Source organism: Kribbella sp. NPDC056345 (assembly GCF_042262745.1).
Lineage (GTDB): Bacteria > Actinomycetota > Actinomycetes > Propionibacteriales > Kribbellaceae > Kribbella.
In genome coordinates, this window is sequence record NZ_JBHJQQ010000013.1 from 50,012 (window position 1) to 75,455 (window position 25,444).

A 25,444-nucleotide genomic window follows, 5' to 3' on the forward strand; every position below is an offset into this window, starting at 1 on the left:
TTAGGGGGTGGCGGGTTCGATCCAGGCGTAGGTGCCGTCTTCGAGGCGGACTACTTGGTGGCCGGCGGCCAGGCGGCGTACGTCGTCCTCCTCGATCACGCCGGCCGCCGGGCCCGCGATGTCGAGGACGATCGCGGCGGCGCCTTCCTGGATGGCCGCTGTGGCGACCAGCTGGGTCTGGGCGGGCATCGGGCGGGCGTCGGGGCTCCAGCGGGCGAGGCTCTCGGTGCCGGTGAACGCGAGCAGGGCGTTCCGGCCGTCCTGGCCCTGCAGGAGCGCGACCGCCATATCCGACGTCTTGTCGTGCGCCAGGCCCTTCTCGTCGTACTCGACCTCACCGAGCATCGCGACCACCGGCACCAGCAGGCGCGCCCGGGTCAGCGCCGCCAGCATCGCCCCGTGGTCCCCGGCCGCCAGCGCCGCCGCCAGCCCGGCGTCCGCCGTACCGTCGTCGTTGTCGAAGCCTGTGAATGCCAAACGCCGTTCTGCTGGTTGCACCCGCCTATTGTCCCCGGAGCACGGTTTCAGGGTGGCGTCAGGGCTGTACCCCCCTTGGATCGCGGGCTGACTGTGCGAGCCTGGGTATGTGCCTGACTTCAACGATTTGACGCTGCTGCCGTTCTGCGTGGGCCTCACGTTGCTCGGCCTGATCGGCTCGTGGGCCGCCTGGCGGCGGCGCGGGCTCGCGGCGGGGACGCGCGGAGTGGCCTGGTCACTGCTGCCGGTCTCGCTCTTCCTGACCGGGCTGCTGGAGCTGGTCTGGGACGTGGTGCGGTCGGCGGTCAGCTGGGTCACCCACGTGGCCTTGTCACCGGCCGTCTGGGCCGGTTTCGCGCTGTTCGGCGTCTCGGTCGTGCTGTACGTCGTCTCCGGCGTGGCGCGGTCGCGGACACCGAAGGAGAAGAAGCAGAAACAACCGAAGCCCGCCGGTGAACTGACCACCACCGGTCCGGCGCCCGCGTCGGCGGCCCCTGCCAAAGCTGCCCCGCCCAAGACCAAGGGTGGGCAGCAGGATTCGTCGGACTTCGACGAGATCGAGGACATCCTGAAGCGCCATGGAATCAACTGAGACCCCCCTGACCCTGGACTCCCTGCTCGACCACGTCCAGGCCGCGCCCCCGCGGCTGGGCCGGACCCGGCTGATCTCCATCGACGGCCCGGCCGGCTCCGGCAAGTCCACCCTCGCCGGCCGCTTCGAAGCCCGGGCCAAGGCCCGTGACCTGAACACCTTCGTCATCCACATGGACGACCTGTACGACGGCTGGGCCGGTGCCGAGCGTGGATTCGGCCTCCTGCGCGACCACGTCCTGCAGCGACTGTCCGACGGCCGCGAAGGCCGGTACCGCCGCTACGACTGGAACACCGGCGCCTACGCCGAGCTCCACGTCGTACCGGTCACCGTCGACCTGCTCATCGTCGAAGGCGTCACCTCCTGCGACCGCGACGCCGACCAGTGGCAATCACTGCGACTGTGGATCGAGACCACCAACGAGGTCCGCCTGGACCGCGGCATCGAGCGCGACGGCGAGGCGCTCCGCGACCACTGGCTCGAGTGGATGCGCTGGGAACGCGACCACTTCGCCACCCAGTCCACCCGCGACCGCGCCCAAGTCATCGTCGACGGCAACCCCGACGTGCCACACGACCCGACCGCCGAGCTAGTCGCGAAATCAGTAGCCCTACCTCACGACTCAGCCGCCTCCTGAAGCCCGTCCCACGGCCGCATGCCACCCACCGCAAACGGTCACCACGGCAGACGGCACCCGGCACCCGGTCACCACAGCACACGGCATCTTGCGTCATAACAGACGGCCGCAGCGGCGAGCAGCCCAGCCGACACTCTCGGCCGCATCACCGCCGCGCCGCAGCGGAGGCGCCCATGCGGCCGAAGAGGTCGTTGGTGGCCGATCGCCGCTGCGGCCGAGAGGTTGGGATCGTAAGCCTGCCTACCTTGGGTGACCGCCCGCTGTGGCGGGCGCAGCGCGGCCGGGGCCGGCGGCTGGCCTTGGGGGACCGCTCGCTGTGGCGGGCGCAGCGCGGCCGGGGCCGGCGCCTGATGGCTCACCATCTCGTCGGGCAGCACACGCTCGTGCTAACCAGGTGCGAGTCGAGCCATCCCGTCCATTCCGCCGACGGCGGCGTACAGGCTCTTCATGGGTGTCAGGCTGGCACCCGGCCTACCCTGTGACAAGTGATGGTCTGCGGCCGGTTGCGACCAGCAGCAGGTCCTGCACCGGTGCACGCAGCTCGGTGGAGCCTGTGCCGGCTGACCAGTCGGTGTTGGTTGCGATCAGGCGAGTGCCGCGGAAGCGCTTGCGGGCGCCGTAGAAGGGGCTCTTCAGGACGTGGTCGAGCGCGGCCTGGGCGAGGTCTAGGGGCATCTGCCGCTCGCGGCCGAGCGGGATCGCGATGTCCTGGCCGTGGACGAGGGCGTCGGTGAGGGTGTCGAGCGGTTTCGAGCCCGGTGAGCGCTTGGTCGAGGCCGCGGTCTCGCGGAACTGCGCGATCAGCTCGGCCGGCGTGAACCGGGCCGCCCGCTCGACGGCTGCGTCGGCCTCCATCCGCTCCCAGTTGCCGCGGGCACGGATCGCGCCGCGCAGTACGTCGGACAGCGTGGTGCGGGTGGAGAGCGTGAGGTGCGCGACGACGTCGTGGACGGTCCACGCGGGGCAGAGGGATGGGACTCGCCAGTCGGCGTCGGTCAAGGTGTCGAGGAAGTCGGCGAGGTCGAGGCGTTCGGCCTCGATCCGGGGGTAGTAGTCCATCAGATGTCCTTAAGAGCTGTCAGGCGAGCGCGGATGTGCACGCGCTCGGGGTCGGAGCCGGCGAGCTTCAGCGCCTGCTCGTAGGCGGCGATCGCTTCGGTACGGCGGTCCAGGCGGTGCAGGAGGTCTGCCCGGGCCAGGGCGTACGGGTGGTAGTCGCGCAGCCGAGGCTCGCCGGACAGGGAGTCGAGCAGAGTCAGGGCGGCCTCGGGTCCGTCGCGGAAGGCGATCGCGGCGGCCCGGTTGAGGGCGATCACCGGTGACCCGTCCAGCGCGGACAGGACGTCGTACAGGGCGACGATCTGCGGCCAATCGGTGCTAGCGAAGGTGGGGGCTTCGTCGTGGACGGCGGCGATCGCGGCCTGTACGGCGTACGGTCCGGCCGGGCCGCCGGTCAGCGCGCTGACGACCAGCGCGCGGCCTTCGGTGATCTGGTCGTGGTCCCAGCGACTCCGGTCCTGGTGCTCGAGCAGGACGACCTGCCCGTCGGGACCTGTCCGGGCGTCGCGGCGGGCGTGCACGAGCAGCATCAACGCGAGCAGACCGGCGACTTCGCGCTCGCCCGGCAACAAGCCGTGCAGGATCCGCGCGAGCCGGATTGCTTCCTCGGCGAGGTCGAGGCGCTGCAGGTACGGTCCCGAGCTGGCCGCATACCCCTCGGTGAAGACGGAGTAAATCACCTGCAGTACGCCGGGCAACCGCTCCGGCAGCTCGTCCTTCGACGGGACGCGGAACGGGATCCGGGCGTCGCGGATCTTCGCCTTGGCCCGGACGATCCGCTTCGCCATCGTTGCCACCGGGACGAGGAACGCTCGTGCGACTTCCGGCGTACTGAGTCCGGCCAGGCAGCGGAGCGTCAGCGCGCCGCGGTCCTCGGGAGCCAGCGCCGGGTGCGCGCAGGTGAAGAACAGTTCCAGCCGGTCGTCCGGGAACTCTCCGCCAGGTCGCGGCGGTTCGGCCCGGTCCGCGTCGACCTGCAGGATCGCGAGTTTGGCGGCGTACACCTGGTCCCGGCGCAGCCGGTCGACCGCCTTGCGCCGGGCGGTTGTCATCAGCCAGCCGCCCGGGTTCGGCGGTACGCCGTCGACCGGCCAGCGGACCAGCGCCGTCTCGATCGCCTCGGCGGCTACCTCCTCGGCCAGGTCGAGGTCGCCGAACCGCCGAGCCAGCGCAGCCAGCAACCGGCCACGCTCCTCCCGGAAGACTGCCTCGACCTGGTCCATCGTCATGCGCCCGGGAACTCCGCGACCGGCCGGACGACGACCGAACCGCCGGCTCGCGAGCCCGGGCACTTGGCGGCCCAGTCGAGCGCGACGTCCAGGTCCGGGACGTCGATCACGTAGAACCCGCCGAGCACCTCACGGGTCTCGGCGAACGGACCGTCCGTCACGGTCCGCTGACCGTCGTTGTCCACCTGCACCCGGGTCTGGGTGACCAGGTCCGCCAGCGACTCCGACGCCACGACCACCCCGGCCTCGGTGATCTCCTTGTCGAACCGCATCCAGTCCTCCGGCTCACACCCGACCGCTCCCCCGGTCAGGTCGAGTTCACCGGCGTTGATCAGCAGCAAGTACTTCACGGCGTTACCTCCTGTTGGCGTGTCTACAGCATCACCACGAACGGGTCAGGCCGATATGGACAGGCCGTCGGTAAGAACACGTAGAGGTGGCCGAAATCGGCCTGCTGCCGGAGCGGCCACGCCTGGATCGGCGCCACTGGTCGGACTATTACGTGTCGTTACCGACAGGATTTGTGAGGATGGGGGTATGAGCGTGCTGCCTTCGGGTGACCAGTGGACGATCACGAGCGGCGGGTACGCCGGGACCGTGGTGAGTGTGGGTGGTGGGTTGCGCGGGCTCACGTTCGAGGGGCGGGAGTTGCTGCTCGGGTTCGGGGCGGACGAGCCGGCGCATGCGGGGATCGGGCAGCACCTGTTCCCGTGGCCGAACCGGATCACCGACGGGAAGTATTCGTTCGGTGGGGTCGACCAGCAGCTGTACCTGACCGAGCCGGCCCGGCGGAACGCGATCCACGGGCTGACCCGGTGGGCGAACTGGATCCGCCTCGACGACGGCAGCGACCCGGCGTACGTGGAGGCCGGCCATCGGTTGCACGGTCAGCCTGGGTACCCGCATCAGCTCGAACTCCGGCTGCGCTACCGCCTGGACGACGGGCTGACCGTGACCGCGACGGCCGTGAACATCGGTGCCACGGCAGCGCCCTACGGGTACGGCGCGCACCCGTATCTGAGCGTGGGGCGGCCGATCGACGAGTGCGTGCTGGAGTTCAGCGCCTCGGAGTGGTTGGAGGTTTCGCCGGACCGGCTATCGCCCATCGGGCTCGCGCCGGTGACCGGTTCGCCGTTCGATTTCAGCACGGGCCGCGTGCTCGGGGAGCTCGACATCGACAACGCCTTCACCGGATTGGGCAGCGCGTGGTCCGTCACCCTGTCGGATCCGGACTCCGGTGCGCGGGCGACCCTCAGTGGGGACACGCCGTGGATGCAGCTCTACACCGGGAGCGCGATCGGCCGTACGGCGTTGGCCGTGGAACCGATGACGTGTCCGCCGGACGCGTTCGTGACCGGGCAGGACCTGGTGGTCCTGGAGCCCGGTCAGTCACACGAGACTAGCTTCCGGGTGTCTGCCTAGGTCCTGCACCGTGTGCGCGGGCAACGGCCGCCAGCTCCTTGGCGGCCTTGCTCGCCCGGCCACCCTCAGCAGCCTGAATCGCCAGTACGCCGATCCGGTTGCCTTCGGCATCGAACAGCTGCAGCCAGGCATCGCCCGCGCGGAACCGCAGCGCGCTGACGTCCGACCAGGGCAGCGTGTACGACTTGAACACGTTGCGGATGTGGAGCCGGTCCGCGTACGCCGTGATCCGGACCGTGGCCATCCGGTAGAGGAGCCACAGGATGGCGCCGAAGAACGCCAGCAGCGTCAACCGCTGGAACCAGCTGAACGTGTCCCTGGTGCCCTGGTCGAACTGGGTCCAGATCACCCCGAAGAGCGCGATCAGCGAGAACCCCATCACCGACGCCATGATCGCCACACTGCGCGGATGGAACGTCAGCAACCGGTCGGTGGCGCTCATCTCAGATGCGGCACGCGTGAATGTCTGTGGTGAGGATGGCACGGGCTCCCACCTCCCACAGCTGATCCATGATGCGCTGCGCCTCGGCCCGCTGCACCATCACCCGGACGGCGACCCAGCCCGCCCGGTGCAGTGGCGAGACCGTCGGCGACTCCAGACCGGCCGCGACCTCGGTCGCCGCGTCGATCTGGTCGGCGGGGATGTCGTAGTCCATCATCACGTAGTTGCGCGCGATCAGAACGCCTTCGATCCGGCGGACGAGCTGCTGCAGACCGGCCGGCGGGGCCTCCACGCCGTGCCGCCGGAGCAGGACCGCCTCGGACTGCAGGATCGGTTCGCCGAAGACCTCGAGCCCCGCCTGGCGAAGCGTCGTACCGGTCTCGACGACATCGGCGATCACGTCGGCCACCCCGAGCGCGACGGCCGACTCGACCGCGCCGTCCAGGCGGACGACGGAGGCATCGACCCCGTTCTCGGCCAGGTGGTCGGACAGGACTCCGGCGTACGAGGTGGCGATCCGCTTGCCGGCCAGGTCCTTCACCGAGGTCGCCACCCCGGGCGGACCGGCGAACCGGAAGGTGGAGCTGCCGAAGCCGAGCCCCATGATCACGTCGGCGTCGGCGTGCGAGTCGAGCACCAGGTCACGGCCGGAGATGCCGACGTCCAGGGTGCCTTCGCCGACGTACACGGCGATGTCGCGCGGGCGGAGGTAGTAGAACTCCACCTCGTTCGCGACGTCGGTCAGGGAGAGGTCTTTGGTGGTCCGGCGCTGTTTGTAGCCGGCCTCGGTGAGGATCTCGATCGCGGACTCGCTCAAGGAGCCCTTGTTCGGTACTGCGACGCGCAGCATGGCACTGCCCAATCTGTCGAAACTGAACCGGTGGGTCTGCGGAACTCCTACAGATGTCGGTAGACGTCTTCGAGCTTCAGATCGAGCGCGATCATCATGACCTGCGCGTGGTACAGCAGCTGGGACAGCTCTTCGGCGGCCCGCTCCGTGCCCTCGTGCTCGGCCGCCATCCAGGACTCGGCGGCCTCCTCGACCAGCTTCTTGCCGATCGTGTGCACGCCGGCATCCAGCTCCGCCACGGTCCCGGATCCCTCCGGCCGCGTGCGAGCCTTGTCGCCCAGCTCGGCAAACAGCTCCTCAAAGGTCTTCATCGCGGCCCCAGCCTACGGTGCGCCGTCCGCCTCCGGGTCCCCAGGTCCGCTGGACGGACCGCGCGGCGCCGAGTGGGCGTCGACGTACCAGGGGTGTTTCTCGGCCAGCAGCCGCCGGACCATGCCGTGATCCAGGGTGTCGCTCTCGGTGCGGACGTGGAACGGCGGCGGGTAGAAGGCGTCCCCGACGAACGCCACCCCGTCGGCCAGCACCATGAGCGAGTCAGGAGCGTGGTTGCCGCCCAGATGCCGCAGTACGACGCCTGTCGGGAGCGTGAGCGTGTCGTCGAAGGTCCGGTCCGGTGTGACGATGCGGAAGCCGTCCCAGTCCGGTACGGCGAGTGCTCGGGCCCGGAAGCTCGGTCCGAGCTTGGGCTCCCGTTTCACCTCGTCATGGAGGTAGCGGTGGCTCCACGGCCGCTGCGCCTCGTGGCGGAGTAGCTCGGTTGCTGCGGCGTGGGCGACCACAGTCACGCCCTCCCAGGCGCAGGCGCCCCAGGTGTGGTCCCAGTGGTGATGCGTGTAGACCAGCCACCGCGGCTCGGGCAGTCCGGCTTGCTGGATCGCCGCCTGCACCTCCCGTGCGTGCTCAGGCCCGTTCCCCGCATCCACGACCACGCTGCCACGCTCATCCGCGATCACCCCGACCGACGGCTTGATCGCGTCCCCATCCGGATCGTGCGGAAAGAACCACACCCGCTCGGTCAGCTGTCGCAGCATGTCGCCGACTCTAACGACAGGAGGTATACGGCTGCTGAGCCTCGGCGCGGCCGGCGCTGAGCGTGGCGCTGCCGCCTAGTAGGCCTATACGTCCTGTTCTTCGGGCGATCCGTAGAGGGTGGTGAGGGTGCGGCCGAGGGTTGCCAGCTCGGCTCGGAGCTCGGGCGGTTCCAGGACTTCCAGGGCGTTGCCGAAGCGGGCGAGGGTGGCGGCGGCGTTCGGGATGGACTCGATCGGGAGGGTGACGACGACGGCGCCGTCCGGCTCGGGGGCGGTGGCGGCTACGGCGGCGACGAGCTGGGGGAAGGAGACGTCGTACATGTGGGCGGCCAGGTTGGCGGAGACCCGGACTACTGCCTGGGCGGTGAAACGAGACTGGTCGAAGTACTGCAGGTGGTCCTGCCAGAACTGCGGGAGGTCGAAGTCACCGGTCCGGGTGAACTGTTCGTCGGTGGGGGTGAGCTCGAGGATGTTGGAGACGCGGTACGTCCGCATCCCGGTCTCCGTGGCAGCGACGACGTACCAGCTGCCGCTCTTCAGGACCAGTCCATGCGGTTCCAGCACGCGGTCGACCTCGCGGGGCGCGGACCAGCGGCGGTAACGGACCTTGATCCGGCGGTCGTGCAGTACGGCGTCGGCCACGGCGGACAGGTGTGGTGAGGTCTCGGCGTCGGCGTACCAGGCGGGCGTGTCGAGGTGGAAGCGGTTCTTGAGCCGCCCGGCCCGGTCACGCTGGTCCGGCGCCAGTGCGGCGAGCAGCTTCAGTTCCGCGGCGTTCGTCTGGGCAGTCAGCCCCAGCGCGGCGGCGGGACCGGGCATGCCGACCAGGAAGAGCGCAGCGGCCTCCTGCTCGGTCAGACCGGTCAGCCTGGTGCGGTACCCCTCGACCAGGCGATAGCCGCCGGCCCGGCCCTGGTCGGCGTACACAGGCACTCCGGCCGCGGCGAGTGCCTCCACGTCCCGGTAGATGGTCCGCAGCGACACCTCCAGCTCATCGGCCAGCTCGCGCGCGGTCAGCTGCCTGCGGGTCTGCAGCAACAGCAGGATCGACAACAGCCGGCTCGAACGCATGTCATCGAGAGTATCCCGAAACACTGCCATGCTTTGTCAGGTTTCAGCGGCAGGCTGTTCCGTATGACGACATGGACCAAAGCGACCGGTGACTTCGACTTCCTGAACGGCGACTTCGACGTCCGGCACCGGCAACTGGTGGCCGGCGAATGGATCGAGTACGACGGCACCACCACCGCGAAGACCTACTTCGACGGCGCGATCAGCCTCGACGAGATGCGCTTCCCGACCAAGGGCACCTACGGGCTCTCCGTCCGCCTCTTCGATCCCACGACCTCGGAGTGGTCGATCTGGTGGGTGAGCAGCTCGACGATGGAGCTCGGCCCGCCGGTCCGCGGCTGCTGGTCCCCCGACGGCTCCAGCTGCCGCATGGTCGGCGAAGAGATCGTCGACGGCCGCACGGTGCTCTGCAGCTACGAGTGGTCCGGCATCACCGTCCAGACCGCCCACTGGGAGCAGGCATTCTCCGAAGACGGCGGTGAGACGTGGGAGGTGAACTGGACGATGGACTTCACCCGCCGAACCACGCCGGCCCCGCCGCTCGACGTACCCAAGGTGACCGGCGACTTCGACTTCCTCGTCGGCCGTTGGCACATGGCCAACCGCCGTCGGCGGCCTGCCCTCGGCGAACCGCACGAGTGGTACGAAGTCGAGTCCGAGATGCAGGTGACGACGTACTTCGACGGGGCGATCAGCTTCGACGAAGGCTGGTTCCCGACCGAGGGCTTCCGCGGCGCCACCCTGCGGCTGTTCAACCCGGTCGCGAAGACCTGGTCGATCCATTGGATCAACAGCCTTCGCGGCCAGCTGGAGACCCCGGTCATCGGGTCCTTCGGCGACGACGGTCTCGGCATCTTCGAGGGCCCCGACGTCTGGGAGGGCCGCCCGATCGACGTCCGCTTCACCTGGACCCCCGGCACCGACAAGGCCGCCTGGCACCAGGACTTCTCCGACGACGGCGGTACGACGTGGGTCACCAACTGGTTCATGGAGCACACCAGGATCAGCGGGTAATCAGGGCGCCGCCGTTCACGTGCAGGACCTGGCCGGTGAGGTGCCGAGCGGCGGGCGACGCGAGGAAGTGGATGGTGGCCGCGATGTCGCCGACCTCACCCTCGCGCTTGGTGAACGTTGCCTCCAGCAACGTCTGCCGCCGCTCGGCGGTCAGCCGGCCCTGGAAGAACTCGGTCTCCGCGGTGAACCCCGGCGCGACGACGTTCGAGTTGATACCGCGGGGCCCGAGCTCGGCCGCGACATCGGCGTTCCACATCGCGAGCGCCGCCTTGGAAGCGCCGTACGAGCCAGAACCCCGCGCGCCGGCGATCGATCCCAGGTGGACGACGGCGGTCGTCAACCGCGGCGCCAGCGCGGCCGTCGTCAGTACGGCGCTGATCAGGTTGGCCTCGAGATTGGCCAGCCAGTTGTCCTTCAGCTGCTGCAGACTCCCCTCGGGACGGCCGAAGTCGGTGTTCCCACCGGCGTTGTTGACCAGTACGTCGACGCGCTCGGGCAACGCGGCCAGCAACTGCTCGACCTGGGCCGGGTCGGTCGCGTCGCACACCACCGGCCGGGCGCCGATCTCCGCTGCAGCCTTGGCCAGGGTCTCGGCCCGGCGACCGGTGATCACCACCTCGTCACCGTCCGCCCGGAACAGCTCCGCCGTCGCCCGGCCGATTCCGGTCGCTCCCCCGGTCACCACGATCGTCCGCATCACGTCATCCTCACGTTTAGACCTAAATGTTTAGATCTAAACGTAGCATGACCGAGTGACCGACAACTACCCGCTCGACGCCCCCAGCCCCTACCCCGCCGCGGAGATCGCCCGCGCCTGGGAACGCGAGCGCCCCGGCACCCCGACGGACTCGATCGAGATCGTCACCCCGCTCTGGCGGCTGGCCAAGCTCTTCGCCGACGACCGCCGCCGCGTCCTCGCCGACCTCGGCATCGACCCGGCCACCCTCGACCTCCTCAGCGTCCTCCGCCGAGCAGGTGAACCCTACGAACTCACCACCCGCGAACTGGCCCGCCGTACCCTCGTCACCGCCGGCGCCATCTCCCAGCGCGTCACCCGAGCCGAGGACGCCGGCCTCGTCACCCGGCGCCCGGACCCCGACGGCACCCGCGCCGTCGTCGTCACCCTCACCCCGGCCGGCCACGCCCTGATCGAGCGCAGCGTCGACCAGGTCCTCACCCGCGAAGCCGAACTCGTCGCCTCCCTAACCCCGGACAACCGCGCCCAGCTCGCAACCGCCCTCCAGCAACTCCTGGACGACGTCACCAGCCGAACCAACCGGCATTAACAACAGGAGGTAGTCCACCGGGAAGCCCTTCCCGGCAACACGCTGAGCGTGGCGTGCGCCGAAGTCGGCGCACACCTCCTGTCGTTAGTGCTACAGCGCGCGGACTGCGACCAGGGTGGAGAGGGCGGCTTGGGTGGCCTCGTAGCCCTTGTCTTCGCGGCTGTCCGGCAGGCCGGCGCGGTCGAGGGCCTGGGGGTCGTTGTCGCAGGTCAGGACGCCGAAACCGATGGGGACGCCGGTGGTGACGCCGACCTGCATGAGCCCGTCGGTGGTTGCCTGGCAGACGTATTCGAAGTGCGGGGTGTCACCGCGGATGACGACGCCGAGCGCGATCACGGCGTCGTAGCCGGCCTTGGCCGCGTGCAGGGACGCGACCGGAAGCTCGAAGGAGCCGGGGACGCGGATGACTTTGTAGTCGGTGACACCGGAGTCGTCGAGCGCGCGAATGGCACCGGCGACCAGCGAGTCGGTCACCTTGGGGTGCCACAGCGCGGCGACGATCGCGACGCGGGCTCCTTCGGCGCGAGGGGCTTCGATCGTTGGTGCTCCACTACCCGACATCAGCCGGCTCCTTGTTCATCGGTCGAGGGGCTGCCCGGTAGATGGTGGCCCATGCGGTCGCGTTTGGTGCGCAGGTAGCGCAGGTTGTGTTCGGTCGGGTCGATCGAGATGCTGCGCCGCTCGACCACGTCGATCCCGTACCCCTGGACGCCCGACACCTTGTCGGGGTTGTTCGTCAGCAGCCGCACCTCGCTCACGCCCAGGTCCGCCAGGATCTGCGCACCGGCGGCGTAGTCGCGAGCGTCGGCAGGCAGCCCGAGGTCCAGGTTCGCCTCGACCGTGTCCCGGCCGGCGTCCTGCAGTTCGTAGGCCTGCAGTTTGTGCAGCAGTCCGATCCCCCGGCCCTCGTGACCGCGAAGGTAGACCACCACACCACCTTCAGCCGCGACCTGCCGCATCGCCTCGTCGAGCTGCGGACCACAGTCACACCGCAGCGACCCGAACACGTCACCCGTCAAGCACTCCGAGTGCAGGCGGACCAGCACCGGCCCGTCCTTCAGGTCACCCCGAACCAGCGCCAGCTGCTCCGAACCGTCCACCGTGTTTCGGTAGCCGTGGGCAACAAAATCGCCGTACCGGCTCGGCAGGGTGGTGGTCGCGACCCGCTCGATCTGGGTCTCGGTACGGCGCCGGTACCGGATCAGGTCGTCGATCGAGACCAGCACCAGCCCGTGCTCGTCGGCGAACGTCCGCAGATCCTGACCGCGCTTCATGGTGCCGTCGTCGTTCACCAGCTCGGAGATCACTGCCGTCGTGTTCAGTCCGGCAAGACGTGCCAGATCAACGGAGGCCTCGGTGTGACCAGGACGAGCCAGTACGCCGCCCTCCCGCGCCCGCAGCGGGAAGATGTGCCCGGGCTGCACCAAGTCGTAGGACTCGGAGGCCGAATCGGACAGCACGCGAATTGTCCGGGCCCGGTCCGCCGCCGAGATCCCGGTCGTGATCCCGTCCCGCGCATCGACCGAGATCGTGTACGCCGTCCGCATCCGCTCGCGGTTGTGCGGGGTCATCAGCGGGATACCGAGCCGATCCAGCTCCGCGCCCTCCATCGGCACGCAGACGACACCCGAGCTGTACCGGATCAGGAACGCCAGCAACTCCGGCGTCGCCTTGGAGGCGGCGAAGATCAGGTCGCCCTCGTTCTCCCGGTCCTCGTCGTCGACCACGACGACCGGCCGCCCGGCCCGGATCTCGTCGATCGCATGCTCGATCGTGTCGAGCTTCAGCACGTCACCCATCTAACCCACCACCACAGCTTCCGGCGGGCTGACCCGCTCACGATTCTGAATCTTCCACCACGACGCGAAGCCCACGACGCAGAACAGTCCGTAGATCACATACATCGCGGCCGACGGATAGAACCCCGCCTGGATCAGCAGCGGTACGCCGACCAGGTCGACCGCGATCCAGATCAGCCAGAACTCGACGTACCCACGGGCCATCCCGTACGTCGCCAGGATCGAGCCGGTGAGGATCCACGCATCCCACTGCGGGCCCCAGGAACCCAGCGCCCGCAGTACGAAGAAGCCGATCGCGTAGAGCGCCACGCCGATCCCCAGCAGCTCGAGCCGCTCCCGCCCGGTTGCCCAGCGCGGTCGCACTGCTACCGCCGCACCGTGGTGACGAGTCTGGTACCACTGGTACCAGCCGTAGACGCTGACGAGGAAGAAGAACACCTGCCGCCCGGCCTGGCCCCAGAGGTCCTTGTCCTCCGGCGTACCGAAGATGCCGCCGACGAACACGGTGAACAGCAGCACGTTGCCGACGATGCCCACCGGCCAGGCCGAGACGAGCCGGCGCATCCCGAGCAGGGCGCTCGCCAGGCCGAAGACGTTGCCGACGATCTCGCGGACCCGCAGCTCCGAGTCGCCGATCACCAGATGTGCGTGCAGCAACCAGTCGATCGGGTTCATTCGGTGCCCCCAGCAACGGTTCCGGCCTGCAGCAGGCGCTCGACGTACTTGGCGATCACGTCGACCTCGAGGTTCACGGTGTCGCCGACCAAGTTGGCGCCGAGCACGGTCAGCTCGAGCGTGGTCGGGATCAGGCTGATCCCGAAGGTGCCGGTCGCGTCGTCGACATCGGTGACGGTGAGCGAGACCCCGTCGACCGCGATCGAGCCCTTCTCGGCGATGTACTTGAGGATCTCCGGACCGGCCGCGATCCGGACGTCCTCCCAGTGCTCGGACGGGGTCCGGCTCGCGATCGTGCCGACGCCGTCCACGTGACCCTGCACGATGTGACCACCGAGCCGGGCGTGTGCGGTGACCGCGCGCTCCAGGTTGACCTTCGAGCCCTTCTCGACCGAGCCGAGGCTGGTCCGCTTGAGCGTCTCGTGCATCACGTCGGCGGTGAACAGGCCGTCGCCGTACTCGACGACTGTCAGGCAGCAGCCGTTGACCGCGATCGAGTCGCCGTGACCGGCGTCCTCGGTCACCTTGGGCCCGCGGATGGTGAGTCGCGCGGCGTCGCCGTCGAGCAGGTCGAGCGCCTCGACGGTGCCGAGTTCCTCGATGATTCCGGTGAACATCTACTTCCCTCCCAGGGGAGACAGGGTCAGCCGGACGTCGTCGCCGAGGCGGGTGACGTCCAAGAGGTTGAAGCGCCGCAGGTGGCCGATCGATTCCGCACCGAGGTCACCGATCGCGGCGAACCCGGAGCCGAGGACGGCCGGAGCGACGTACGCGACGATCTGATCGACCAGACCGGCGCGCAGGAACGCGGCGGCCAGGGTCGGCCCGCCTTCGAGCCAGAGGTGCCGGATCTGGCGATCGTCCAGCTGCCGCAGTACCTCGGCAGGGTCGTGGGTGGGCAGCAGCAGCGTGGCTGCCCGGTCGTTGCGGACCTTCGCGGTCGCTGGGATCTCCCGATCGCCGACCACTACGCGCAGCGGCTGCCGCGGCGCCGGTACGTCGTTCGCATCCCGGACCGTGAGCTCGGGATCGTCGGAGAGCACGGTCTGCGTCCCGACCGCGATCGCGTCGCACTCGGCCCGATGACGGTGTACGTCGGCTCGCGCGGCCGGCCCGGTGATCCACTTGCTGGTCCGATCCGGAGCGGCCGAGCGACCGTCCAGCGTGGTCGCGAACTTCCACGTCACGAAGGGGCGTCCGGTCCGCACGCTGTGCAGCCAGATGTGGTTGCCGGCCTCGGCCTCGTCCTGCAGCAGGCCCTGCTCGACCTGGATGTTCTTGCTGCGAAGCTTGTCGCCTCCGCCGGACGCCTGCCGGTTCGGATCCGGCACGGCGTACACCACGCGGGCCACGCCGGCCTCGATCAGCGCGTCGGCACACGGCCCGGTGCGGCCGGTGTGATTACACGGCTCGAGCGTCACGTACGCCGTACCGCCGCGTGCTCGTGGTCCCGCCATCCGCAGCGCCTCGACCTCGGCATGTGGGCCACCGGCCACGGCATGGAAACCCTCGCCGGCCGGATTGCCGTCGGCGGCGGTGATCACGCAGCCGACCACCGGGTTCGGGTGGGTGCTGCCGATCCCGCGGGCGGCCAGCTCGATCGCGCGCCGCATCCAGGCGACGTCGATCGGCGATACATGAGGCCCTGCGTTCGTCACTTACGGTCCCTCGTCGTCACGGACGCACACCGGGGCCGTTGACGACCGACGTACAGCTCTCCGCGCGACCGCTCAGCTATGCGCAGGCCTCAGCCCGGGCACCGTCTTCGCGAACGTCGGAGCTCTCCCGCCGATCGCGTGCTGCCTCCCATCCGGACTTTCACCGTCGGTCCCGGAATTCCACCAGGTCAACCGGCTGCCAACTTCAGCAGCCGGGTCGCGGACTGTCACCGCCGGCTCGGAATTTCACCGACCCCGGAGCACGCGAGTGGGTTCACTCGTGACTCCAGTATGCCCCCGATGGCAAGCCCCGCCACGACGCAGGTCACATTCCAAGACGGCTAATACCACAGGTTCGGTAGACATTGCGGCGCCGTCTCAGTGGGTGTCGACGGGGAATGAGCACTGCCGAGGTGGTGTTGGCTCGATGCGAGCGGGGTGGTTCGCCCTGCGTACCACCTGAACGTATTGAGGAGACACCCGTGCGCGCCTTCAGCGCTCCTTTCCGTCGTCTGACCGCTGCCGGAGCCGTGCTGACGCTGGCCTTGTCGATGGTTGCCTGCGGCAGCGGTGACGACCAGGCCGCGAGCGGGCCGGACCTCGGCCTGCTCAAGGCCGGCACGCTGCGGATCGGGACCCTCACCGACGCACCGCCGAACGTGTACGTCAAGGACGGCAAGTTCACCGGGTTCGACAACGACCTGATCACCGCGGTCGCGGCCAAGCTGAACCTGAAGCCCGAGTTCGTGGGTACCGACTTCTCCGCGCTGCTCTCCCAGGTGAACGGCGGCCAGTTCGACCTCGGCAGCTCGTCGATCACGATCACCGAGGCCCGGAAGAAGACGGTTGCCTTCAGCAATGGCTACGACTTCGGTTACCTCGGCCTGAACACCACCAAGACCTCGGGGATCACCAAGTTCGACCAGCTCGGCGGCAAGCGCGTGGTGGTGGTCCAGGGCACCGTCCAGGACGACTACGCCACAAGTAAGAACCTCGACCCGGTCCGGGTTCCGAACTACAACGCCGCCGTCGGCCAGCTCAAGGCCGGTACGGCGGATGCGTGGATCTCGCCGGCCGAGATCGGCGAGAAGATGGCCAAGGAGCAGGGTGGCGGCGTGGTCATCCTGGCCGCCAAGGAGCTGAGCTCCGCACCGACGGCGTACGCGGTGGCCAAGAGCAACGACAAGCTGCGGGAGGCCGTGAACAAGGCCCTCGACGAGGTCATTGCCGACGGCACCTGGACCAAGCTGGTCGAGCAGTACTACCCGGGGCGCGCCGTACCGGCGTCGTTCAAGCCGGGTAGCGGCACCGTCAAGTTCACGGCACCCAAAGCCTGATGGACGTTTGGTCCACGCTGAACGACACCTTCCTCGACTGGGAGTCGATGAAGGCGGTCCTGCCCGAGATGCTCAAGGTGGGACTGGTCAACACGCTGATCCTGGCGGCCGCCTCGGTCGTGCTGGGCACTGTGCTCGGCATGGTCGTGGCGGTCTTCGCCCTGTCGAAGAAGCGCTGGCTGCGGTGGCCGGCGAAGATCTACACCGACATCTTCCGCGGGCTGCCGGCGATCCTGACCATCCTGCTGATCGGTCAGGGCCTGTCCCCGATCACCCGGCACTGGTGGGGCCCGAACCCTTATCCGCTGGGGATTCTGGCGCTGTCGCTGATCGCGTCGGCGTACATCGGGGAGATCTTCCGCTCCGGGATCCAGAGTGTGGAGAAGGGTCAGCTGGAGGCCGCGCGGGCGCTCGGCTTCAGCTACACCAACGGCATGCGGCTGGTCGTGATCCCGCAAGGTATCCGCCGGGTGCTGCCCGCGCTGGTCAACCAGTTCATCGCGCTGGTGAAGGAGTCCAGCCTGGTGTACTTCCTCGGGCTGCTCGCCAGTCAGCGTGAGCTGTTCCGGATCGGGCAGGACTCCGCGGCGACGGACGGCAACCTGTCGCCGTTGCTGCTGGCCGGCATCTTCTACCTGGTGATCACGATCCCGCTCACGCACCTCGTGAACTACATCGACAAGCGGCTGCGCGAGGGCCGGCCCACCGACACCGCCGTACTGGAGGAGCCCGCGTATGCCGACCACCGTTGAGCTCGCCGCGAGCCTCGAAGTCCGTGGCGTCGAGCTCGCGTTCGGTACGAACAAGGTCCTGCGCGGCGTCGATCTCGCCGTACCGGCCGGCCGGACGGCGTGCGTCATCGGCCCGTCGGGATCCGGCAAGTCGACGTTGCTGCGGACGATCAACCGGCTGATCGAGCCGGAGGCCGGCGACGTACTGCTCGGCGGCGAGTCGGTCCTGACCGGGAACCCCGACGTCCTGCGGCGACGGATCGGGATGGTCTTCCAGCACTTCAACCTGTTCCCGCACAAGACCGTGGCCGAGAACATCACGCTCCCCCTGCGCAAGATCAAGAAGCTCGACGTGGAGCAGGCCCGGGCCGCGGCTTCGGAGCAACTGGAGCTGGTCGGTCTGTCGGAGAAGGCCGACGCCCGGCCGGGCAACCTCTCCGGCGGTCAGCAGCAGCGAGTCGCGATCGCGCGGGCACTGGCGATGAAGCCCGAGGTGATGCTCTTCGACGAGGCCACCTCGGCCCTCGACCCAGAGCTCGTCAAAGGCGTCCTCAGCCTGATGGCCGACCTCGCCCAGTCCGGCATGACCATGGTCGTCGTCACCCACGAGATGGGTTTCGCCCGCGAGGTCGCCGACCAGGTCGCCTTCATGGACCACGGCGTCGTCGTCGAATCCGGTGCCCCCGACCAGATCTTCACCGCCGCGGAGTCGCCACGACTCCAGCAATTCCTCTCCCAAGTCCTGTAACTGCCCTGAGGTACTGCGGCGTCCGATATGCGGGGTAGTTGACGGGGCAGCGGCGTGGGAGCCGGGTTTTGGCAGTGGGCGGGCGAAGGTGGGCGGGTGGAGTGAGGCCCACCCGCTCTGGGGGACACATGGAGACTCGACTGACGCGGAACGGTCAGCGGTTGACCGGGCTGGCGATGCTGGTCGCCGTGAGTGCGGTGATCGGGACGATCGTGGTGGCGGCGGCCCGGCCGCACACGCCGCCGGCTCCAGCGCCGCCTGCTGCGGCTGCGCCGGTCAAGACACCGTTGCCCACCAAGTACGTCGTACTGACGTTCGACGACGGTCCCGATCCGGCGTACACACCGAAGGTGCTCGAGGTGCTGGCGAAGTACGAGGTGAAGGCGACGTTCTTCGAGGTGGGGAAGAACGTGGCGCGGCATCCGGAGCTGACCAAGCGGATCCACGCCGCGGGGCACGTCATCCAGAATCACACCTGGACGCATGCCGATCTCCGGCATCAGACAGCGGCCGGGTTCCGGAAGCAGGTCGGCGACACGGACCAGGCGATCCGGTCCGCGGCCGGGGTCACGCCGACCTGCCTGCGGCCGCCGTACGGCGGGGTGAGTACGACCGTCCGGCAGCGCGCGAAGGCACTCGGCAAGGAGCTGGTGCTGTGGACGATCGACTCGCGGGACTGGTCGAAGCCGGGTGCCGCGGTGATCGAGAAGCGGGTGCTGAGCAGTGTGGAGAGCGGTTCGGTGATCCTGATGCACGACGGCGGCGGGAACCGTAGTCAGACCATCGCAGCGCTCCCGAACATCCTGGAGAAGCTCAAGGCGCAGGGATACGGCTTCCGAACGCTCAACTGCTGAGTTCGGTCACCAGCGGTACGACGTCGGCGATCGACTCGACGATCCGCGTCGGGCGGTACGGGAACCGGTCGACCTCGTGCTCACCGGTCGACCCGGACAGCACGAGCACACTCCGCAGACCGGCCTCGAGACCGCTGATGATGTCGGTGTCCATCCGGTCGCCGATCATCACCGCCGTCTCGGAGTGCGCTTCGATCCGGTTCAGGGCGCTGCGCATCATCAGCGGGTTCGGCTTGCCGACGAAGTACGGCGCAACGCCCGTCGCGCGGGTGATCAGCGCCGCCACCGAACCGGTCGCCGGCAACGGCCCCTCCTGGGACGGGCCGGTCGGATCCGGGTTGGTGGCCAGGAACCGCGCACCGTCCGCGATCAGCCGGATCGCCTTGGTGATCGCCTCGAACGAATACGTCCGGGTCTCACCCAGTACGACGTAGTCCGGCGCGCGGTCGGTCAGCACGTACCCGATCTCGTGCAGGGCCGTCGTCAACCCCGCCTCCCCGATCACGTACGCCGTACCGCCCGGGCGCTGGTCGTCGAGGAACTGCGCCGTGGCCAGCGCGCTGGTCCAGATCGCGTCCTCGGGAATATCGATGCCCGCGGCAAGTAATCGCGCACGCAGATCCCGCGGGGTGAAGATCGAGTTGTTGGTCAGCACCAGGAACTTCTTGCCCGAGCGCTGCAACGTCGCGATGAACTCGGCCGCCCCCGGAATCGCACGCTCCTCGTGCACCAGCACGCCGTCCATGTCGGTCAGCCAGCTCTCCACCGGCTTGTGCTCGCTCATTCAGCCATCGTAATTGTCGGTGGCGGGAGACAGAATGCGGCCATGGAGCTTTCCGGGTATCGCGAGCTGTGGCGGACGCCTGGCGTGATGGGGTTGCTGGCCTCGTCGCTGCTGGCGCGGCTGCCGGTGCTCGCGACCATGGTGCCGGTGGCATTCCTGGCCAAGGACCTGAGCGGTTCGTTCCGCTGGGCGGGCGTGGTCGCGGCGGGGTACTCGATCGGAATGGCGATCGCCGGCCCGCTCTGGGCCCGCACCGCCGACCGGCGTGGGGCTCGCGGGGTGCTGCTGGTGACCGGCGTGTCGTGGAGCGTGGTGCTCTTGCTGGTGGCCGTCGTTCCCGCTGGGCTCTACCGTGTGCTGCCGGTCTTGACGTTTCTCGCGGGCGGGCTGGTTCCGCCGGTGATGCAGACCTTGCGGGCCGCGTGGCCGCGGGTGGTTCAGGGGCCGGCGCTGCGCACGGCGTACTCGATGGATGCGACCGCGCAGGAGCTGCTGTTCATCGTCGGCCCGATGCTCGGGGCAACGGCTGTGAGCGTGGCCAGCCCGCGGCTCGGCGTGCTGCTGGCGGCATCGATGTCAGCACTGTTCATCTGGTGGTATGCGCTCCGACAACCCAGGCCGCTCCCCCGCGACGCGGACAGTCCACAGCCACTGACAGCACGTCAGTTGCTCTGGCATCGCCACCGCCTGCCGTTGATCCTGTCGTTCGGCCTGTGGATCATGGCGTTCAGCGGGATCTCACTGGGGATCGTCGCGTTCGCGGACGAGCACGGGAACCGGCTGATCGCCGGGATCATGGAGGCAGTCTGGGCGTTCGGCAGCCTGGTCGGCGGTGCGGTCGCGGGTGCGCTCCCGGGGCGGCGTACGTCGTACTTGTGGCGCAGAGCTGTCCTGGTCACGGCCGGGATGCTGTTGTGCGTGTTCGCGACCTGGTCACCGGTGTCACTCGGCATTGCACTGACCGTGTCCGGCGTGACGCTGGCACCCGCGATCGGCGCACTGTACGAACGCCTCGGTGCGCTGACACCGGACACCGTCCGGACCGAGGTGTTCGGCTGGATGGGCAGCGCAGCGATGGGTGGTGCCGCGATCGGGTCGGCGGTCGCCGGTGCGGTCGTCGAGAGCTTCGGTGTTCGCTATGTCTGGCTGGTCGCCACCGCACTCGCCGCGCTGTCGGCGGTGCTGCTGCTCAGGATCCCGCCCGAGCAGTCGGCCGCGGACCGGTCAGCCGGCGGCGTGCTCGGCGAGACCGCGTAGCTTCTCGACCATCGCGTTCGGGTCGTCGGCGGCGTAGACCGCCGAACCGGCCACGAACACATCGGCACCGGCTTCCGCGCACCGCTCGATCGTCTCGGCCGAGACTCCGCCGTCGATCTCGATCCACAGATCGAGACCGTGTTTGTCCAGCAGTTCCTTGGTACGGCGGATCTTCGGCACGCACACGTCCAGGAACTTCTGCCCGCCGAACCCGGGCTCCACCGTCATGATCAGGATCATGTCGAGCTCGGCCAGCAGGTCCTCGTACGGCTCGATCGGGGTAGCGGGCTTCAGCGCCATCGCCGCCCGCGCGCCCTTGGCCCGGATCTCCCGGGCCGTCCGGATCGGCGCCCGGCAGGCCTCCACGTGGAAGGTGACGCTGGACGCGCCCGCCTCGACGTACCCCGGCGCCCACCGGTCCGGGTCCTCGATCATCAGATGCAGATCCAGCGGGGTATCGGTCGCCTTGGCCAGCGACTCCACCACCGGCAACCCCAGCGTCAGGTTCGGCACGAAGTGGTTGTCCATCACATCAACATGCAGCCAGTCGGCATTCGACACGGCTGCGGCTTCCTCGGCCAGCCGGGCAAAATCCGCGGCCAGGATGCTCGGTGCGATCTGAATCCCCATGCGCCCAATCTATCCAGCCGTCTGCCGATAGCGAATCCGGAACGCCGTTCGCCCAGCGGCCGTTGAGCGAACATGGTGAACCTCACAAGTGCCTACGAAGAACTGGCAGACGCCTACCACGCGGGCGTCGGTGCCGGTTTCGACGATCCGACCTTCGACGCGCTCGTCGGCGATGTGCACGGTCAGCGCATTGCCGCGGTCGCCTGCGGTCAAGGTCGTGACGCACGCCGTCTGGCCGATCTCGGAGCGCGAGTGGTCGGCATCGATGCCTCGGTGTCGCTCCTGGCGCATGCCCGCAGACTCGAGCAGGAGTCGCCGCGCGGGATCGAGTACGTCCACGACGATGCACACGAACTCCGCAGTATCGCCGACGCCTCGTTCGACGCAGTGGTGTGTCACATGGCGTTGATGGACATCCCGGAGCTCGAGCCGACCGTGCGGTCGATCGCGCGGATCCTCAAGCCTGGCGGGTGGTTCGCCGCATCGATCATCCATCCCTGCTACAAGACACCGGCCGACGGTGAGTTGATCGACCACGTCGACGGCTCGACCCGCCGCATCGTCGGCCGCTACTTCGACGAGGGACCGTACAACAGCGTCACGCGGCTGGAGATCCTGCCACGGGTCTCCTACCACCGGACGCTGTCGACGTACGTCAACACATTGACGGCGGCAGGACTACCCATCGTCAAGATGATGGAGCCGGTCGGCGATCGCCCGGTCTGGCAATCCGTGCCCGGTCTGCTCTACTTCCGCTGTCAGAGAGTTTGAAGCCAGGCGGCCGCGGCGGCCGGTGTCTCGACCACAGGTACGCCGAGTGGCGCAGCTGGGCGGTGGATCAGGATCACTGGGAGCCGGAGTTCGCGGGCCGCGGTGAGCTTCGCCTCGGTCTGCGGACCACCGCTGTCCTTGGTGACCAGTACGTCGATCCGGTGCCGGCGGAGCAGGTCCAGTTCGCCGGCGACGTCGTACGGGCCTCGGTCGAGCAGGAGGGTGCACCAGGTCGGTGCGGGCTCGGGTGGGTCCACGCAGCGCGCGAGCGTCCAGAGGCCGGTGTTCGCGAACGTCTCCAGCCCCTGACGGCCGATCGTGAGGAACACCCGCGCACCGAGGGACGGCAGGAGCTCAGCCGCGTCGTCCGCCGTCTCCGCCCAGTGCCAGTCGTCTCCCGGGCCCGCCACCCAGCCCGGCCGACGGAGTACCAGCAGCGGTACGCCGACCGCCCGTGTCGCGGCGACCGCGTGCTCGGTCATCGTTGCGGCGAACGGATGCGTCGCGTCGATCACCGCATCGACCCGGTTCTCCTGGAGCCAACGAGTCAGACCGTCGACCCCGCCGAATCCCCCGACCCGGACTTCACCGGGCGGCAACCGCAGATCCTTGGTCCGGCCTGCCAACGACGACACCACGTCGACATCCGTGAGCAGTGCGGCCAGCGCACGTGCCTCACCGGTACCGCCGAGCAGCAGGACCTTCATCGCTCACGCGTCGTCGAGTACAGGTGGCTGTCCCGGAACTCCGTTGCCGCCAGCACCTTCCCCACCACGATGACCGCCGTACGGCGAATGCCCGCAGCCTGCACCTGCTGCGCAATGTCGGCCAGCGTGCCCCGCAGCACCTCTTCGTCATCTCGCGAGGCTTTGGCGACCATTGCGACCGGACAGTCGGCGCCGTAGTTCGGCAGGAGCTCTTCGACCACGCGATCGATCTGCTGCACAGCCAGGTGCAGTACCAGCGTGGCCCCGCTCGCACCCAGCGTGGTGAGGTTTTCACCTGCGGGCATAGCCGAGGCTCGGCCGCCGATGCGGGTCAGGATGACTGTCTGACCGACCTCTGGCACGGTCAGCTCCCGGTTGAGCGTCGCAGCGGCCGCGGCATACGCCGGTACGCCGGGAGTGACGTCGTACGGAATGTTGAGCGCGTCGAGCCGCCGCATCTGCTCGGCCATCGCGCTGAAGACCGACGGGTCCCCCGAATGCAGCCGGGCCACGTCGAGACCCGCATCGTGTGCGGCTGCTAGCTCAGCGACGATCTGGTCCAGGTCGAGGTTCGCGGTGTCCACCTTGCGCGCTCCGAGCGGGCAGTGGCCGAGGAGCTCAACCGGTACCAGCGCACCGGCGTACAAGCAGACCGGCGACGCACCGATCAGGTCCCGCCCGCGGACCGTGATGAGATCCGCAGCACCCGGCCCGGCTCCGATGAAGTGCACCGTCACTTCGTCACACTCCAAATCGTCACCGGCATCGCCGGACGCCAGCCGGTCATCCCACCGACAGCTGAGGCCCGCTGCACGTCCAGCCGCACCAGATCACCGCCCAGCTCCTGGTACCAGCGTGCGATCAGTACCTCGGTCTCCAGCGTCACGCCGTTCACCACCAACCGCCCGCCGGGCCGCAGCGCCGCCCAGCACGCCTCGATCATCCCGGGGGCTGTCGCTCCGCCACCCACGAACACCGCATCCGGCCCATCCGCCCCACCGCCTCCGAGCCGACCGGCCCCGCCGGGCGCCTCACCAACCCCGAGCCCTCCGGCACCACCCCCGAGCCCACCCGCCTCGCTCAGCACGCCTGGAGCCGCGCCGTGCACCACCGTCACGTTCGCCCCGAGCGCTGCCACATTTCGCTCGATCCGCCGTACCCGCTCCTCGTCACGCTCGAACGCGATCGCTCGACAGGACGGGTGATGACGGGACCACTCGATCGCGATGCTGCCCGCTCCCCCACCGACATCCCACAGCAACTGCCCCGGCACCGGCGCCAGCCGCGACAGCGTCACCGCACGCACCTCACGCTTCGTCAGCTGCCCATCACTCTCGTACGCCGCGTCCGGCAACCCAGGTGCCGTCGACAACACCGGTCCGTCCGCACAGTGCACGCCGATCACGTTGAGCGGGTCCACCTCACCAGTCCAAGCGGCAGCCGTCGTACTGGTCAAGCGCTCGCCCGGTCCGCCCAACTGCTCCAGCACCGTGAACTCACTAGCCCCATAGCCCCGAGCAACCAGCAGCGCAGCCACCTCCCCCGGCGTCCGCGCACCCCAGCTCAGCACCACCAACCGCCGCCCCGGCTGCACCTGCGGATGCACCAGCTCAGTCGGATGCCCCACCAGGCTGACCACCTGCACCTGCTCCTGCGCCCACCCCAGCCGAGCACACGCCAGCGAAACACTCGACGGATGCGGAATCACCCGCACAGCACTTGCCCCCAGCAACCGAACGAGCGTCGTACCGATCCCGTGGAACGTCGGATCCCCACTGGCCAGCACACAGACCCGCCGCCCCCGGTACTCCGCCAGCAACCCCGGCAGCGCCTCCGACAACGGCGACGGCCAGGCCCGGCGCTCCGCCGTACCGTCCGGAACCAGCCCAAGCTGCCGCGCACTCCCCATCAGCACATCAGCCTTGGCAATCACCTCTTGAGCAGCCGGCGACAGACCATCCCACCCGTCCGCCCCGACACCAACGACCTCAACCACCATTGCCGAGCACCTTCGTCACCGTGATCTCGATGACCACCCGCTGCGGATTCACCCGCGGCTCCTTGTACCGCCGCGCATACCGCCACTCCGCATCCCGCACCCGCTCCGGCTCGTCCACCACCACCGCACGCCCCTCCAGCGTGCTCCACCGCCGCCCATCCACCTGCGTCACCGCCACCGCAGCACTCCCCAGCCGCCGAATCACCCGAGCCTTATACGACGCCCCCGAACAGATCACCCGAGCCACGCCTGCCTCAGCATCCACCGTCACCCCCACCGGCGTCACATGCACAGACCCGTCCCCCCGCACAGTGCTCAGCACCCCCAGATGCCGCTCACTCCAAAACTCCACCAACCGCTCAGTCCAAAGCACCCAGCGATCGT

32 protein-coding genes and 1 riboswitch are annotated in these 25,444 nt (G+C 68.8%); of the genes, 11 read left to right on the forward strand and 21 right to left on the reverse strand.

Features of this window, described 5'->3' with window-relative positions; translation table 11 throughout:
- A complete protein-coding gene (locus ACFCV3_RS34175) occupies positions 1-498 on the reverse strand; it encodes an SseB family protein (RefSeq protein WP_376037289.1) in 498 nt (165 codons plus the stop codon).
- Between the two features lie 88 nt (positions 499-586).
- On the opposite strand from ACFCV3_RS34175, the gene ACFCV3_RS34180 reads away from it, so the two are divergent.
- Entirely contained in the window at positions 587-1,069 is a 483-nt protein-coding gene (locus ACFCV3_RS34180) for a hypothetical protein (protein WP_376037291.1), read from the forward strand.
- Positions 1,056-1,706, forward strand: coding sequence for a uridine kinase (locus tag ACFCV3_RS34185; protein ID WP_376037293.1), 651 nt, complete (start codon positions 1,056-1,058; stop codon positions 1,704-1,706). Before ACFCV3_RS34180 ends, ACFCV3_RS34185 begins: the two co-directional genes overlap by 14 nt.
- A 471-nt stretch (positions 1,707-2,177) precedes the next feature.
- On the opposite strand, the gene ACFCV3_RS34190 is transcribed toward ACFCV3_RS34185, so the two are convergent.
- The 3 genes from ACFCV3_RS34190 to ACFCV3_RS34200 are packed head-to-tail and all read right to left on the reverse strand — an operon-like array spanning position 2,178 to position 4,344.
- Entirely contained in the window at positions 2,178-2,765 is a 588-nt protein-coding gene (locus ACFCV3_RS34190) for a maleylpyruvate isomerase family mycothiol-dependent enzyme (protein WP_376037296.1), read from the reverse strand.
- Positions 2,765-3,994 carry an RNA polymerase sigma factor gene (locus tag ACFCV3_RS34195; protein ID WP_376037299.1) on the reverse strand — a complete coding sequence of 410 codons (1,230 nt, stop codon included), beginning with the start codon at positions 3,992-3,994 and terminating at the stop codon, positions 2,765-2,767. The genes ACFCV3_RS34190 and ACFCV3_RS34195 overlap by 1 nt, the downstream gene beginning before the upstream one ends.
- On the reverse strand, positions 3,991-4,344 hold the full coding sequence (locus tag ACFCV3_RS34200; RefSeq protein WP_376037301.1) for a YciI family protein: 354 nt from the start codon (positions 4,342-4,344) through the stop codon (positions 3,991-3,993). The genes ACFCV3_RS34195 and ACFCV3_RS34200 overlap by 4 nt, the downstream gene beginning before the upstream one ends.
- A gap of 187 nt (positions 4,345-4,531) precedes the next feature.
- On the opposite strand from ACFCV3_RS34200, the gene ACFCV3_RS34205 reads away from it, so the two are divergent.
- Positions 4,532-5,416 (forward strand): aldose 1-epimerase family protein, encoded by an 885-nt coding sequence (locus ACFCV3_RS34205; protein WP_376037303.1) that lies wholly within the window; start codon positions 4,532-4,534, stop codon positions 5,414-5,416.
- Here ACFCV3_RS34205 and ACFCV3_RS34210 read toward each other — a convergent pair.
- The 5 genes from ACFCV3_RS34210 to ACFCV3_RS34230 all read right to left on the reverse strand — a co-directional run bounded on the left by ACFCV3_RS34210 (position 5,394) and on the right by ACFCV3_RS34230 (position 8,810).
- Positions 5,394-5,858 carry a PH domain-containing protein gene (locus tag ACFCV3_RS34210; RefSeq protein ID WP_376037306.1) on the reverse strand — a complete coding sequence of 155 codons (465 nt, stop codon included), beginning with the start codon at positions 5,856-5,858 and terminating at the stop codon, positions 5,394-5,396. The genes ACFCV3_RS34205 and ACFCV3_RS34210 overlap by 23 nt on opposite strands.
- 1 nt (position 5,859) lies before the next feature.
- Entirely contained in the window at positions 5,860-6,708 is an 849-nt protein-coding gene (hisG, locus tag ACFCV3_RS34215) for an ATP phosphoribosyltransferase (protein ID WP_376037309.1), read from the reverse strand.
- A 47-nt stretch (positions 6,709-6,755) separates the two neighbouring features.
- Positions 6,756-7,019: a phosphoribosyl-ATP diphosphatase gene (locus tag ACFCV3_RS34220; protein ID WP_376037312.1), complete on the reverse strand. Its 264-nt coding sequence runs from the start codon at positions 7,017-7,019 to the stop codon at positions 6,756-6,758.
- Between the two features lie 12 nt (positions 7,020-7,031).
- The gene (locus tag ACFCV3_RS34225; protein ID WP_376037315.1) at positions 7,032-7,739 is read right to left on the reverse strand and encodes an MBL fold metallo-hydrolase; all 708 of its coding nucleotides are present in this window, start codon (positions 7,737-7,739) and stop codon (positions 7,032-7,034) included.
- Positions 7,740-7,823: 84 nt separating this feature from the next.
- Positions 7,824-8,810: a helix-turn-helix transcriptional regulator gene (locus ACFCV3_RS34230; protein WP_376037318.1), complete on the reverse strand. Its 987-nt coding sequence runs from the start codon at positions 8,808-8,810 to the stop codon at positions 7,824-7,826.
- Between the two features lie 63 nt (positions 8,811-8,873).
- On the opposite strand from ACFCV3_RS34230, the gene ACFCV3_RS34235 reads away from it, so the two are divergent.
- The gene (locus tag ACFCV3_RS34235) at positions 8,874-9,824 is read left to right on the forward strand and encodes a hypothetical protein (RefSeq protein WP_376037321.1); all 951 of its coding nucleotides are present in this window, start codon (positions 8,874-8,876) and stop codon (positions 9,822-9,824) included.
- On the opposite strand, the gene ACFCV3_RS34240 is transcribed toward ACFCV3_RS34235, so the two are convergent.
- Positions 9,814-10,521 carry an SDR family NAD(P)-dependent oxidoreductase gene (locus ACFCV3_RS34240; RefSeq protein ID WP_376037324.1) on the reverse strand — a complete coding sequence of 236 codons (708 nt, stop codon included), beginning with the start codon at positions 10,519-10,521 and terminating at the stop codon, positions 9,814-9,816. The genes ACFCV3_RS34235 and ACFCV3_RS34240 overlap by 11 nt on opposite strands.
- Before the next feature lie 55 nt (positions 10,522-10,576).
- Between ACFCV3_RS34240 and ACFCV3_RS34245 the strand changes: the two genes are divergently transcribed.
- Entirely contained in the window at positions 10,577-11,110 is a 534-nt protein-coding gene (locus ACFCV3_RS34245) for a MarR family winged helix-turn-helix transcriptional regulator (protein WP_376037327.1), read from the forward strand.
- 90 nt (positions 11,111-11,200) lie between these two features.
- On the opposite strand, the gene ribH is transcribed toward ACFCV3_RS34245, so the two are convergent.
- The 5 genes from ribH to ribD are packed head-to-tail and all read right to left on the reverse strand — an operon-like array spanning position 11,201 to position 15,242.
- A complete protein-coding gene (ribH, locus tag ACFCV3_RS34250; RefSeq protein WP_376037328.1) occupies positions 11,201-11,671 on the reverse strand; it encodes a 6,7-dimethyl-8-ribityllumazine synthase in 471 nt (156 codons plus the stop codon).
- Positions 11,671-12,909: a bifunctional 3,4-dihydroxy-2-butanone-4-phosphate synthase/GTP cyclohydrolase II gene (locus ACFCV3_RS34255; RefSeq protein WP_376037330.1), complete on the reverse strand. Its 1,239-nt coding sequence runs from the start codon at positions 12,907-12,909 to the stop codon at positions 11,671-11,673. The genes ribH and ACFCV3_RS34255 overlap by 1 nt, the downstream gene beginning before the upstream one ends.
- Entirely contained in the window at positions 12,910-13,584 is a 675-nt protein-coding gene (gene pnuC, locus ACFCV3_RS34260) for a nicotinamide riboside transporter PnuC (protein ID WP_376037333.1), read from the reverse strand.
- Positions 13,581-14,201: a riboflavin synthase gene (locus tag ACFCV3_RS34265; protein WP_376037336.1), complete on the reverse strand. Its 621-nt coding sequence runs from the start codon at positions 14,199-14,201 to the stop codon at positions 13,581-13,583. The genes pnuC and ACFCV3_RS34265 overlap by 4 nt, the downstream gene beginning before the upstream one ends.
- The gene (gene ribD / locus ACFCV3_RS34270; protein ID WP_376037338.1) at positions 14,202-15,242 is read right to left on the reverse strand and encodes a bifunctional diaminohydroxyphosphoribosylaminopyrimidine deaminase/5-amino-6-(5-phosphoribosylamino)uracil reductase RibD; all 1,041 of its coding nucleotides are present in this window, start codon (positions 15,240-15,242) and stop codon (positions 14,202-14,204) included.
- Positions 15,243-15,376: 134 nt separating this feature from the next.
- Positions 15,377-15,510, reverse strand: a riboswitch (FMN riboswitch).
- Between the two features lie 214 nt (positions 15,511-15,724).
- On the opposite strand from ribD, the gene ACFCV3_RS34275 reads away from it, so the two are divergent.
- The 4 genes from ACFCV3_RS34275 to ACFCV3_RS34290 all read left to right on the forward strand — a co-directional run bounded on the left by ACFCV3_RS34275 (position 15,725) and on the right by ACFCV3_RS34290 (position 18,912).
- On the forward strand, positions 15,725-16,579 hold the full coding sequence (locus tag ACFCV3_RS34275) for an ABC transporter substrate-binding protein (protein WP_376037340.1): 855 nt from the start codon (positions 15,725-15,727) through the stop codon (positions 16,577-16,579).
- A complete protein-coding gene (locus tag ACFCV3_RS34280) occupies positions 16,579-17,331 on the forward strand; it encodes an amino acid ABC transporter permease (protein ID WP_376037343.1) in 753 nt (250 codons plus the stop codon). Before ACFCV3_RS34275 ends, ACFCV3_RS34280 begins: the two co-directional genes overlap by 1 nt.
- Positions 17,315-18,058 (forward strand): amino acid ABC transporter ATP-binding protein, encoded by a 744-nt coding sequence (locus ACFCV3_RS34285; protein WP_376037345.1) that lies wholly within the window; start codon positions 17,315-17,317, stop codon positions 18,056-18,058. Before ACFCV3_RS34280 ends, ACFCV3_RS34285 begins: the two co-directional genes overlap by 17 nt.
- Before the next feature lie 128 nt (positions 18,059-18,186).
- Positions 18,187-18,912: a polysaccharide deacetylase family protein gene (locus tag ACFCV3_RS34290; protein ID WP_376037348.1), complete on the forward strand. Its 726-nt coding sequence runs from the start codon at positions 18,187-18,189 to the stop codon at positions 18,910-18,912.
- Here the strand turns inward: ACFCV3_RS34290 and ACFCV3_RS34295 are convergent.
- The gene (locus tag ACFCV3_RS34295) at positions 18,902-19,696 is read right to left on the reverse strand and encodes an HAD-IIA family hydrolase (protein ID WP_376037350.1); all 795 of its coding nucleotides are present in this window, start codon (positions 19,694-19,696) and stop codon (positions 18,902-18,904) included. The genes ACFCV3_RS34290 and ACFCV3_RS34295 overlap by 11 nt on opposite strands.
- A 42-nt stretch (positions 19,697-19,738) precedes the next feature.
- On the opposite strand from ACFCV3_RS34295, the gene ACFCV3_RS34300 reads away from it, so the two are divergent.
- A complete protein-coding gene (locus tag ACFCV3_RS34300; protein ID WP_376037352.1) occupies positions 19,739-20,953 on the forward strand; it encodes an MFS transporter in 1,215 nt (404 codons plus the stop codon).
- Here the strand turns inward: ACFCV3_RS34300 and rpe are convergent.
- Positions 20,921-21,583 (reverse strand): ribulose-phosphate 3-epimerase, encoded by a 663-nt coding sequence (gene rpe / locus ACFCV3_RS34305; RefSeq protein ID WP_376037354.1) that lies wholly within the window; start codon positions 21,581-21,583, stop codon positions 20,921-20,923. The two genes, ACFCV3_RS34300 and rpe, sit on opposite strands and share 33 nt — an antisense overlap.
- Before the next feature lie 72 nt (positions 21,584-21,655).
- On the opposite strand from rpe, the gene ACFCV3_RS34310 reads away from it, so the two are divergent.
- Positions 21,656-22,354 (forward strand): class I SAM-dependent methyltransferase, encoded by a 699-nt coding sequence (locus ACFCV3_RS34310; RefSeq protein WP_376037356.1) that lies wholly within the window; start codon positions 21,656-21,658, stop codon positions 22,352-22,354.
- On the opposite strand, the gene ACFCV3_RS34315 is transcribed toward ACFCV3_RS34310, so the two are convergent.
- The 4 genes from ACFCV3_RS34315 to ACFCV3_RS34330 are packed head-to-tail and all read right to left on the reverse strand — an operon-like array spanning position 22,342 to position 25,433.
- Positions 22,342-23,061 carry a cobalt-precorrin-6A reductase gene (locus ACFCV3_RS34315; RefSeq protein WP_376037359.1) on the reverse strand — a complete coding sequence of 240 codons (720 nt, stop codon included), beginning with the start codon at positions 23,059-23,061 and terminating at the stop codon, positions 22,342-22,344. The genes ACFCV3_RS34310 and ACFCV3_RS34315 overlap by 13 nt on opposite strands.
- Positions 23,058-23,798, reverse strand: coding sequence for a precorrin-4 C(11)-methyltransferase (cobM, locus tag ACFCV3_RS34320; RefSeq protein ID WP_376037361.1), 741 nt, complete (start codon positions 23,796-23,798; stop codon positions 23,058-23,060). The genes ACFCV3_RS34315 and cobM overlap by 4 nt, the downstream gene beginning before the upstream one ends.
- Positions 23,795-25,060, reverse strand: a complete 1,266-nt coding sequence (gene cbiE / locus ACFCV3_RS34325; protein ID WP_376037363.1) for a precorrin-6y C5,15-methyltransferase (decarboxylating) subunit CbiE — start codon at positions 25,058-25,060, stop codon at positions 23,795-23,797. The genes cobM and cbiE overlap by 4 nt, the downstream gene beginning before the upstream one ends.
- Positions 25,050-25,433, reverse strand: a complete 384-nt coding sequence (locus ACFCV3_RS34330; protein WP_376037365.1) for a TIGR03618 family F420-dependent PPOX class oxidoreductase — start codon at positions 25,431-25,433, stop codon at positions 25,050-25,052. Before ACFCV3_RS34330 ends, cbiE begins: the two co-directional genes overlap by 11 nt.
- Positions 25,434-25,444: the final 11 nt, after the last annotated feature.